The organism is Pseudonocardia acidicola (assembly GCF_012911935.1).
Lineage (GTDB): Bacteria > Actinomycetota > Actinomycetes > Mycobacteriales > Pseudonocardiaceae > Pseudonocardia > Pseudonocardia acidicola.
The window spans coordinates 17,484-28,325 of record NZ_JAAXLA010000089.1; the positions used below are offsets into that span (position 1 = coordinate 17,484).

A 10,842-nucleotide genomic window follows, 5' to 3' on the forward strand; every position below is an offset into this window, starting at 1 on the left:
CGTGTCACGCAGCCCGTTGGATCGAGTCCTGGTAAATGAGCCGGTTCGCCCGGTCACCGGGCCGTGCTCGGCCGGCCCGGGGGCGGGTCACCCGTCGGCCCGTCGGTCTGCCAGCCCCAGCGCATCTGGGGATCGGTCACGATGTCAGGTCGGGCGGGAGTGGGCGTCCACGGCGTGAGCAGCCGGAGTTGGCCCGGATCGAAGTCCCACTGCCCGGCCAGGTACAGCGGCACGACACGCTGGCGGCTCACCTCCGGGACCCAGGCGAGCGGGCCGCCCGCGGACGGCTCCTCCCAGCTCTCGCCGACCCCGCGCTGCTGCGGGTCGGCCAGCAGCCGGTACTGCGGCACCTCCGCGACCCCGTTGCGCACGTCGTACTGCCGCAGGCACGGGTTGGGGAACGCGATCGGCCAGTCCAGCAGACCCGGCCGGTTCCCCACCACCTGGGTGAGCGGGGTCAGCTTCGGCACCCGGGGCGGGGTCAGCGCCAACCAGCCCTCGGGGTTGAGCGTGCGGTCCTCGGCCAGGATCCGGACCCGGTCCGCCGTGCCGGCCGGCCGGCCGGCGAGGCCGACGCGCAGGTCGCGCCAGCCCCGTCCGCTCGAGGCGTTGCCGTCCGGGTCGGCGGTCGCCGGAATGGCGGTCGAGCCGCCGCCGAACTCGACACGGTCGACGGTGTCGATGCGGTTCCCGTCGGCCCGGCCGAACTCGAGCGTGAGCGCGGTGCCGTCGCCCAGCCGGCCCGCGACGCCGACGACCAGCGGGGCGTCGCCGCGTCGCGCCGCGGCGGGCAGCGAGTACCACTGCGAACGCAGGGTGGCCGTCGTGGTGCCTTCGGGGCGGTAGCTGCCCAGCACCTGGCCGATCGCCGGCCCGGCGGCGGCCGCGGTGACCGACGCGTCCGTCGAGCCGTCGCCGTTGGTGTCGGTCGCGGATCCGGGTCCGGTGGGCGGCACCCCGTCGGGAACGAAGCCGTCGACGAGGGGAGTCTGGTCGGGATCGGTCCCGACGGGGGGCGCGGGCCGGAGCACCCCGGCCGCCGGGTCGGTCTCCACCATCAGATGTCCGGCCAGCCCGCACTGCGAACCGGTCGGGTCGCTCAGCATGTCGCCGCCGAGCGAGTAGCTGCCCTGCTGGTGCGCCACACCCTTGGCCAGCGAGGCGACCTCGAACAGCACCAGCATCCCGCAGATGACGGCCAGCGGCGCGGTCCCGAGCCGCAACGCCAGCCCACGACGGTCGGCGTTCAGCGGCCGGGCGGGGCGGGCCTGGCGGGCGTACTCCGGCCCGCGCAGGTGCTCGACAGCGGCCACGACGAGGGCCACCGCGGCGGCCAGCAGCAACGCGGTCGATGCGGCGTGCCCGTGGATCGAGGGTGGCTTGTCGAACCACGGCACCCCCCAGTTCGACACGTAATACCACGCGTTCGGCCCGGTGAACGCCAGCGAGGTCACGCCGAGCACCGCGGCGAGGAACAGCATCCGGTTACGCCGGGAACGCAGCCCCTCGGCGCTCGTGGCCAGCGCCGCGAGCGCGGCCATTCCGGCGCCCAGCGCGGCGAAGGCGCCGAAGTGGTGGGTCCACTTGGTCGGGGTCAGTGCGAGCACCACGAAGGCGATCACCGTGCTGCCGATGAGCCGCCCGGCAGGTCCGGCCGCGGCGCCGGGGATCCGGCCGCGGCGCAGCAGCACGACCACGGACACCGCCGTGCACAGCAGGATCAGCAGGACCGGGAACCGGCGCTCCAGCGACCCGTCGCGGCCCTCGGAGAAGAGCAGTTGGTAGCGGTAGAGCTCGGCGAACCAGGACAGGTTGGGGCCGATCTGGGTGCGCACCCGGGTCGCCTCGGCGATCGTGGCCCAGGTCTGGTCGCCGTACACCGCGACCAGCACGATCGTGCCCGCCGCGGCGAGCGGTGCGAGTACCGCCGCCCAGCCCAGTCGTGCCGAGCGCTCGCGCAGTAGCCCGATCACCTGGCGGGCCGCCACCAGGAACGGGGCCACGGCCATCAGGCCCGTCGGCGTCGCGGCGAGGGCGAACGCGGCGGCCACCAGGCCGCCGGCCAGCGGGATCAGGCGTCGGGTGGCGATGGCCCGCTCGACCGCGTAGAGGGCCAGCAGCGCGCCGATCACGACGACCGGCTCCGGGCGCAGCCCGTTGTTGTACGGCAGCCAGAAGCACAGGAAGACGGCGGCGGCCGCCCAACCGGCGGCCCGGCTGCGCCGGACCTGGCGGCCCAGCCGCGGCAGCATCCCGCGGCTGAGCAGCAGCCAGCAGGTCACACCCATCACGAAGGCGGGAAGCCGCAGCCAGGCCATCGCGTCGCTGACGTGTGCCCAGGCCGCGTAGAGCTCGTAGAACCAGCCGAAGGGGGCCTCCGGCACGTTGAACCAGCGGTAGTAGTTGCCGATGTAGCCCGAGGTCTCCGACGCGCGGGCGATGCTCAGGATGTAGCCGTCGTCGGAGGTGACGGAGCCGATCACCAGCCAGACGGCCAGTACCCCGACCACGGTGAGGTCGCGGCCGATGTCGGTCCGGCGTCCGTGCGCGGGGCGGCGCAGCGCCTTCGGGGCCCGGCGCCCGTGCTGCTCGTCGAGGCGCTGCAGCGCCCACAGCGCACCCAGCAGCGCGAGCACCGCCGCGGCACCGGCCGCGGTCTTGAGCGGTGTTGCGGTGCTGTCGTAGCGGTTGTCGATCGCCACCCGTACTGAGGTGGCGGCCAGCCGGTCGCGGCCGGCGTCGAGGTCGGAGTACACCCCGATCACCTGCGGACGCTGGTCGCCGGCTTCGCTGAACAGTTCCCGGCCACCGAGGGTGGCGGCGGTCCGGGTCCCGTCGGAGGTGATCGACATCGTGCAGCCCGGGGCGGCCGCCGGGAGTGCTGCCTCGGCGATCTGCTGACCACGATTGCTCACCGTCAGCGAGCCGCCGGACACGGTCACCCGCAGCCCGACCAGCGGCCCGTCGGGGGAGGTCGGCGGCGTCGTCGACAGCACGGTGGCAGGCCCGGGAGAGCGGGCCGCCAGGTCGGCGACCGCGGTGCACGCCACGTCCGCGGTGAAGCGAAGTGGGCGTAGCGCGAGAAGAGGGGCGTTCACCGGCGCGGTCCCGCCGGTCGCGCTCGGCCAGCGCAGTTCCGCGGCGTGTTGCTGCACCGGCAGGAACGGGAAGGCGAGGGCGAGCGCAGTGGCGAGAAGCCCCAGCGTGGCCGCTACCCACCGCAGCCGGCGAGGTTCGCGCGGGACGGGCGTCGGGTGTTGAGCGGGAAGACCGCTTCGCCGATCGGCCGTCACCTGCTCGGACCTCAGCACTGCGCCGATCGTAGAGCGTGGGCCGCCTCACACCCGGTCGAGCCATCGCCTGTTCGGCTGTGTGGGGCTATGCCACTCGTGTTGTCGTCGCTTGATCGGGGTAGCCGCGAAGCCCATCTCGGACATCGAACACACTCCGTATTCGATTGCTCCGTTCAGGGCACTGTCGAGGGACGCCCGTAACGCGTACCCGGGCGCCTCGTTTCGGCCAGTGTGACGATGAGCCCAGCCCGCACAACCGCCCCCGGTGGGACCTCTCGGGCGAACGGCGAACTTCGGGCGCTGACCGGGCTGCGCATCGTCGCCGCGGCGTGGGTGGTGATCTTCCACTTCCACTTCACCCCGCTGCCGGGCGTTGCCGTCGTCAACGAGGTGTTCGGCCCGCTGATCACCGCCGGCGCGCTGGGCGTGGACCTGTTCTTCGTGCTCAGCGGCTTCGTGATCGCGTACACGTACCTGGAGACGATGGGCCGCCGCCTCGACCTCGGGCCTGCCGTGCGCTTCGTGTGGGCTCGGGTCTGCCGGATGTGGCCCGCCTACGTCGTGGTGTTCAACCTCTTCGGTCTCTGGTTGCTGGCCCGGCTGGCCTTCGGCACGAGCGGCAACATCGCTTTCCAGAGCGTGCAGCCCACGGTGAACGTTCAGCAGTGGGTCGAGCAGATGTTCATGGTCCAGTTGTGGACGCACGACTACTTCGACGGCGCGTCCTGGGTCGGCTCGACCTGGTCGATCAGTGCCGAGTGGCTGGCGTACCTGTGCTTCCCGGTGACCGCGCTGGTGTTCTTCCGGCTGCGCAACCTGCCGCGCCCGGTGCTCGCCCTGGCGGCGGTGGCCGTCACGACGCCGATGGCCTGGGCCTACGTCAGCACCGGCAACCCGTACTTTCCGTTCAGCTGGCTGATCCGGATCGCGACCGGCTTCTCCGCCGGTGTGCTCGCCTACCTGGTGGTCCGGCGGGTGCAGCAGAGCGAGCGCAACCGGCGGATCGCGTCGTGGGTGGCCACCGGGAGCGTGCTCGCGCTGATCGCGGGCCTGCTGCTGGGGGAGCAGGCCGGCCCGGACCGCGGCGGCGCCGGCCTGGTGCTGTTCCCGATCCTGGTGGGCGCACTGGCGATGGCCGACCGGGGCCCGGCGCGACTGCTCTCCGGGAGCGCGATGGTGCGCGGCGGCCGGATCTCCTACAGCCTCTACCTCGTCCACATCCCGATCTTCGAGCTCTACTGGTTCGCGCTGGCCCGGCACGACGTGCTCGGCCAGCGGCCCGTGCTCGCGCACGCCCTCATCCCGGTGGTGCTGCTGGCGGCCCTGCTGGCCTCGCTGCTACTGCACCGCTCGATCGAGGAGCCGTGGCGGAACCGGATGCGCGGCTGGGTGGGGGCCCGCCGCCCGGCGCCGGCACCCGTCGCCACGGCTTCTGCAGCGGTCGACGAGGAGCGCGACCCCGTCGCCCTCGCGCTGCGCACCGCCGCGGTGACGGCACCGCGGCCCGTCCCGGAGCCGCCCGAGAACGAGCAGACCGGGGCGCCGCTGTGGTTCACCCCGGCCGTCGAGCCGACCGGTCCCGGCCGGGGGCCGCGCCCGGTCCCGGTCCCCGCGGCGTCGGGCGCCCCGAGGGCGGCCCGGCCCACGCCGTGGTCGCGGCACACCTCAACCCTCCCGGTCCAGTCCGCGGTCGTGCTGGCGGCCGCACTCGAAAGCCGGGAGCGCCGATCGGAGCATCGGGCCTGGGTGCAGGCCACGAGCTGAGCGGGTCCGGCAGGCGGCGAGCGCAGCCCCCCGATACCCCGCTCGACGGCATCCGCGACATCATCGGGGAATGACGGATCTGCTGCCCCTCGGCCCCGATGAACTGCTGACGACGACCCGCTCGGTGCGCAAGCGGCTGGACCTCGATCGGCCGGTGCCGCTGGAAGTGATCCGGGAGTGCCTGGAGGTCGCGCTGCAGGCCCCGAGCGGCAGCAACACCCAGGGCTGGCACTGGATCGTGGTGACCGACCCCGAGCAGCGCAAGGCCATCGCCGGCTACTACCAGCGGGCCTTCGACGCCTACCGCAACTCCCCGGCCTACGCCGGCCGCAAGCAGACCGACGACACTGCCCGCGACGCCACCCAGGCCCGCGTCGCGTCCAGCGCGGAGTACCTCGCCGAGACGATGGCCGATGTCCCGGTGCTGGTCATCGGGGCCATCTTCGCCGGAGGGGAGCTGCCGGCGGGGAACCAGGCCGGGCTCTGGGGATCGCTGCTGCCCGCCGCCTGGAGCTTCCAGTTGGCGGCCCGCGCCCGCGGACTGGGCAGCGCGTGGACCACGCTGCACCTGCAGTACGAGAAGGAGATCTCCGAGCTCCTCGGCATCCCGCCGCGGGTCCGCCAGGGCGTGCTGCTCCCGGTCGCGTACACCAAGGGGACCGACTTCAAGCCGGCCCCGCGCCAGCCCCTCGACACCGTGCTGCACGTCAACACCTGGTGAGTCTGCACCTGCCGCCTGCTCACCCGAACATCTCGATTTCGTCAAGCGTCGGGTGTGGCGGTCAAGGGGCTTGATCAGCAGTCCATACGCTCCCGATCCGACTACCCCGACGGTTCTTGGTGCGCGTCGACTGCCAGGTTGGCCGGACGAGAGCAGGAGCAGCGTGACAGCGGTGCAGACGGCACAAGCCTCGACTGTGGCCGAACCACAGCCGTTGAGGCTCGAATTCCGATTTCTGCGAGCCGTTGTGCTGGCGTTGCTGACGGGAGCGACAGCGTTCCTGGGGCGACAATCCGGCGTTCTCGACGGCAAAATCGGTCTGGCCTTCCTGGCAGTTGTCGTGCTCGCGGTCCCGACATCCCGTCAGCTATCGCGTCGGATCTTGCTCGCAGCGTGTCTGGCCGCAGGATATATACCGGTCCTGTGGTGGTGGCCCTTGCCCGTCGGCGGCGTAGGCAGAATCACGCTCTTGCTCACAGTGGTCACCGCATCTCTCGGCGCGTGGGTGGGTATGGCCTTCAACCCCACTTCTCGCATCCGTCGGCTCATGCCGAAGTTGGCGCCGGTTGATGCAATTCCGCCATTGCTGGCGATCCTGGGTGCCGCTGCGCTCTACCCCTGGTTGCAGCCGAAGTCAGGATTTCAGGCGTTGAGCCTGTTGATGACCGGGTGGGATAACTCGGCACATTTCAGCATGGTTCACATGATTCGGACATACGGCGTCACTGTAGATATGATTGCACCCTCGCCTTCGGGTGGGAGCTGGCAATTCGCTACTTATCCGCAAGGCTTTCATGCGCTCGCGACGGCTGTGGTCGAGACCATCCTGGGCCCGCGCGTACGTGACCTGGGGCTAGAGTTGGTCGCCTACACGCATGCAGTTGCGATCATTACGATTCTCGCATGTATTTCGCTGGTCGCGGGTCTCTGTGCCCTGCCTTCCTTGCGCCGGCGGCCGGTCATCGCCGCGCCTATCGCAGCTTTCGTCGCAGCGGTCTTCTTCTTCGGTCCGGCATCGAACGCGATTCAAGAGGGCTTCACCAACTTTGTGTTCGCATGCGCGCTGGTGGGGGCTGCCGCACTGGTGGGCGTTCCCATGGCCAGAGCGGTTTCGCCCCTCCATGTGGGAGCGCTGGTCGGCGCGATGGTGGGGATCGCAAACGGGTGGATCTTGTTGCTTGTTCCGGCTGCACCTGTCGCCGTCATGGCTGCGCTGCCCCTTCGTCGCGGGCGATGGGCCGTGCCCACGCGTTATGGTGTGGCAACAACGGTGATCGTGCTTGTCGGTCTGGCCTGTGTCATACGGGCAGTTGTGGTCGTCGCGCGGCTTCCTGTTGGTAATCCGCTGGTCCTGACGGGCGGTATCGTCCAACCGGACATGGGTGTCGTCGTGGCGGCGGTTCTCGGGGCGCTCGCGCTATGTTCAACCGTCGGCTGTCTGTCGAAGGTCGGACGGGGGACACTGTCGAGTTCCGCTGTTCGTGCTCGCACGCTCAGCGGCGTGCCCCTGATCGGCATTGCAGCGGCGGCCGTCCTTGCGGCGATGCAGATCAGCGCGAACGGACAGGTGTCTTACTACGGGCTCAAATTCATCACAGGCTTGGAGATCATCTGCCTGGTCCTGCTCTCGATAGCGGCGGCGTTCATCCTTTCATCCTGGCGTCGTGACCAGACTGTCGCCCCAGTTCGTACCCGGCGACCGGGTGTCACAATGCATAAGGCAGCTATTTCTCTCACCCTGTCGATAGCGGCGACCCAATCTTTCGGCTTCGCTGTCCCCGGCCTCGCGAGCGTTGGACTGCCCGCCACCGCTGCCGGAGTCGCGAACCGTTCTGAGCAGGTCGCAGCAATTAATGCGCCGACGTCAGCCACGGGCGTTCTCCGTGCGGCGTCGTTACAATCGGACGTCGGCGATGCATCTGTTTTTTACTTCAATTATCCTTCCGATAACAAGGTGCACCCGATTGCGGCCGCTCAGTGGTATTTTGCGCTCACGAACACCTGGACGCGCCAACTGAACACTGTGGCGGGCGAACTGATGACTGAAACGACCAGCATCAGCGACCTGGCAGCGGAGATCAGGGAGCTGTTCTTGACGCGTCCGGAGGCGTTCGCTGCGGTCCCGGCTGACCAGGTTGAGGCCGTGCGCGACGTGTTGGAGCTTCCGTGGATGAGCGACCACGTGATCGGCTGGTAGGCCAGGAAGCGCCCGCAGCCCGCCGCACGAGGGTCCTCAGGCGGGGATGCGGCGGAAGATGGCGCGGGGAAGGTGTCGCAGCACGCTCATGACGACGCGCAGCGGCGCCGGCGCCCACACCAGTTCCTTCTTGGTACGCACCGCGTCGACGATCACCGCGGCGACCGCGTCGGGGGTGGTCGACAGCGGGGCGGCCTTGAGGCCCGCGGTCATCCGGGTGTGCACGAACCCGGGCCGCACCACCGTGACCACGACGCCGTGCGGGCGCAGCGCCTCGGTCAGCCCGGAGTAGAACGCGTCCATGCCGGCCTTGGTCGAGCCGTAGACGAAGTTCGACCGCCGGGCCCGCTCACCGGCCACGGAGGACAGCGCGACGAGCGCGCCGTGCCCCTGGCGCTTCAACTCGCCGGCCAGCGCGACCCCGACCGACACTGCGGCGGTGTAGTTGACCTGGGCCAGCTCGACGGCGGCGTCCACATCGGTCCAGGCCCGCTCGTTGTCGCCGAGCAGTCCGAACGCGACGACCGCGACGTCGATGTCCCCGCCGGCGAACGCCTTGTGCACCACGTCGGCGTGCGTGTCGGTCGCGCGAGCGTCGAAGTCGAGCGTCTCGACCGCACACCCGGCCTTCTCCAGCCTGCTCTTCGCGGTGTCGAGCCGGTCCGACGGGCGCGCGGCCAGCACCACGCGCAGCGGACGGTCGGCGGCGAACGCCTCGACGACCGCCAGCCCGATCTCGGAGGTCCCGCCCAGCAGCAGGATGCTCTGCGGGTTGCCGACTGCGTCGATCACAGAAGCTCCAGTCGTCGTGCCATGTCGGAGGCGAACACGCCCTCCGGGTCCACTTCGGCGCGGACCTTCTTCCACTCCTCGAGCCGCGGGTAACCGCGCCGGATCGCCTCCGGCGAGGTCCGCGACTCCTTCGCCAGGTAGTGCCGCCCACCGGCGTCGAGCACGAGCTCGTCGAGCTCGTCGCACAGCTCACTGAGCCCGGGGCCGACGGGGATGTCCACGCACAGTGTCCAGCCCGGCTTGGGGAACGACAGCGGCGCCCGGTTGCCCTCGCCGAAGCGCTTGAGCACGTTGAGCGCCGACACCTGGCCGGCCGCGGTCATCCGCTCCAGCACGGTGCGGATCACGTCGCCGCGCTCCAGCGGCACCACGAACTGGTACTGCAGGAACCCGCGCGGGCCGTAGCCGCGGTTCCACTCGCCGACGATGTCCAGCGGGTGCAGGAACTGCGTGATGTTCTGGATCGCACCGAACTTCGTCGGCGACTTCCGGTACCAGAGCTCGCTGAAGACCTTGCCGGTGAGCTTGTTGAGCAGGCCGGGCGGGAAGACGTCGGGAACGGTCAGCAGTTGCGGGGCGTCGAACTTCAGCGGGTCGCGGCGCAGCTTGGGCGGCAGGTCGTCGAGCCTGGCGTGGTTGGCGCGGGTGAGCACGCCGCGGCCGAAGTGCGGGCCCGTGGTGACGGCGTCGAACCACGACACCGACTCGGCGTACTTCTCGTCGTCCTGGGTCTGGCGCGCCATCAGGTCGGCGAGGTTGTCGATCTGCTCGGTGTCGACCTTGAAATAGGCGGTCTCGACGTGGTGCAGCCGCAGCGTGGCGCGCACGATCACGCCGGTCAGCCCCATGCCGCCGACGGTGGCCCAGAACAGGTCCGACTCGGGGCCGTCGGCGGTCAGCGTCCGCAGGGAGCCGTCGGCGGTGACCATCTCGATCGACTCGACGTGGTTGCCGAAGCTGCCCACGACGTGGTGGGCCTTGCCGTGGATGTCGGCGCCGATCGCCCCGCCGATGGTGACCTGCCGGGTGCCCGGGAGCACCGGAAGCCACAGGCCGAACGGCAGCGCGCGGCGCATCAGGGTGTCCAGGCTGACCCCGGCGTCCACGACGACGCGGCCGCTGTCGGCGTCGATCGAGTGGACGGTGTCCAGGCCGGTCATGTCCAGGACGGTTCCACCGGCGTTCTGGGCAGGGTCACCGTAGGAGCGGCCGAGGCCGCGGGCGATGACGCCTCGGGGGCCGGCGGCCGCGATCGCGGCCGCGACATCCTCCGGGCGGTGCGGGGTGATCACCTCGGCGACGGTGGGCGCGGTGCGGCCCCATCCGTGCAGGCTCGTGGTCCGGCTCGACATCGGCGCCAGGCTACGCGGTCGCCATCGGCGGGCGATTTCCGGCTTGAGCCCGCGGCCGCTGCCCGGCCGCGGCGCTGTTCGGCGGATGGACCACTATCCTCTGGCCGGTGAGCGTGCAGCCGCCGTCCGGCGACAGCCCGGGGATCCGCATCTCCGACGCGGACCGGGAGCGTGCCGCGGCCCGCCTGCACCAGGCGCTGTCCGAGGGCCGCATCACGGTCTCGGAGCTGGAGGAGCGCCTCGCCGTCGTCTACGCGGCGCGCTACGGTGCCGACCTCGCCCCGCCGCTGGCGGACCTGCCCGGTGACCCGCTCGACGTCACGGTGCCGCCGCCCCCGCTGTCCACGCCGGTCGGGCCGCCGGTGGTGCTGCGCACCGGCGTGGGCGGGCTGAGGCGGACGGGCGGGTGGGCCGTGCCCGCCCGGCTGCGCGTGCAGAGCGGGATGGGCTCGGTGCTGCTCGACTTCTGCGACGCCGAGTTGTCGCACCCGGTGATCGAGGTCGAGCTGGAGATGGGCGCCGGATCGGCCCGGCTGTTGCTCCCGGACGACGCGACCGCCGACGTCGACGGGCTGGTCGCCTCGATGGGTCACGTCCGCTCCAAGGTCCCGTCCGTGCCCATGGCCGGCCACCCGCATTTCCGCATCTACGGCCGCAGCGGCATGGGCTCGGTGACCGTCCGCCGCCGGTACCGTTTCGCCGGCCGCTACTTCTGACCCACCC

Annotated in this window: 7 protein-coding genes; 4 read left to right on the forward strand and 3 right to left on the reverse strand. The window is 70.9% G+C overall.

Going from position 1 to position 10,842, the window contains the following annotated elements; translation table 11 throughout:
- Window positions 1-53: 53 nt before the first annotated feature.
- Entirely contained in the window at window positions 54-3,311 is a 3,258-nt protein-coding gene (locus HF526_RS30280; protein ID WP_169385007.1) for an arabinosyltransferase domain-containing protein, read from the reverse strand.
- Between the two features lie 219 nt (window positions 3,312-3,530).
- On the opposite strand from HF526_RS30280, the gene HF526_RS30285 reads away from it, so the two are divergent.
- From HF526_RS30285 to HF526_RS30295, 3 genes are all read left to right on the forward strand, one after another.
- Window positions 3,531-5,057 carry an acyltransferase family protein gene (locus tag HF526_RS30285; RefSeq protein WP_169385008.1) on the forward strand — a complete coding sequence of 509 codons (1,527 nt, stop codon included), beginning with the start codon at window positions 3,531-3,533 and terminating at the stop codon, window positions 5,055-5,057.
- A 70-nt stretch (window positions 5,058-5,127) separates the two neighbouring features.
- Window positions 5,128-5,778 carry a nitroreductase family protein gene (locus HF526_RS30290; protein ID WP_169385009.1) on the forward strand — a complete coding sequence of 217 codons (651 nt, stop codon included), beginning with the start codon at window positions 5,128-5,130 and terminating at the stop codon, window positions 5,776-5,778.
- A 163-nt stretch (window positions 5,779-5,941) separates the two neighbouring features.
- Window positions 5,942-7,975 carry a hypothetical protein gene (locus tag HF526_RS30295; protein ID WP_169385010.1) on the forward strand — a complete coding sequence of 678 codons (2,034 nt, stop codon included), beginning with the start codon at window positions 5,942-5,944 and terminating at the stop codon, window positions 7,973-7,975.
- A gap of 36 nt (window positions 7,976-8,011) precedes the next feature.
- On the opposite strand, the gene HF526_RS30300 is transcribed toward HF526_RS30295, so the two are convergent.
- Both HF526_RS30300 and HF526_RS30305 read right to left on the reverse strand, forming a co-directional pair.
- Window positions 8,012-8,767, reverse strand: coding sequence for a decaprenylphospho-beta-D-erythro-pentofuranosid-2-ulose 2-reductase (locus HF526_RS30300; protein ID WP_169385011.1), 756 nt, complete (start codon window positions 8,765-8,767; stop codon window positions 8,012-8,014).
- Window positions 8,764-10,119: a decaprenylphosphoryl-beta-D-ribose oxidase gene (locus HF526_RS30305; protein WP_169385012.1), complete on the reverse strand. Its 1,356-nt coding sequence runs from the start codon at window positions 10,117-10,119 to the stop codon at window positions 8,764-8,766. Before HF526_RS30305 ends, HF526_RS30300 begins: the two co-directional genes overlap by 4 nt.
- 107 nt (window positions 10,120-10,226) lie before the next feature.
- Here HF526_RS30305 and HF526_RS30310 point away from each other — a divergent pair, with 107 nt between their 5' ends.
- The gene (locus HF526_RS30310; protein ID WP_169385013.1) at window positions 10,227-10,835 is read left to right on the forward strand and encodes a DUF1707 domain-containing protein; all 609 of its coding nucleotides are present in this window, start codon (window positions 10,227-10,229) and stop codon (window positions 10,833-10,835) included.
- Window positions 10,836-10,842: the final 7 nt, after the last annotated feature.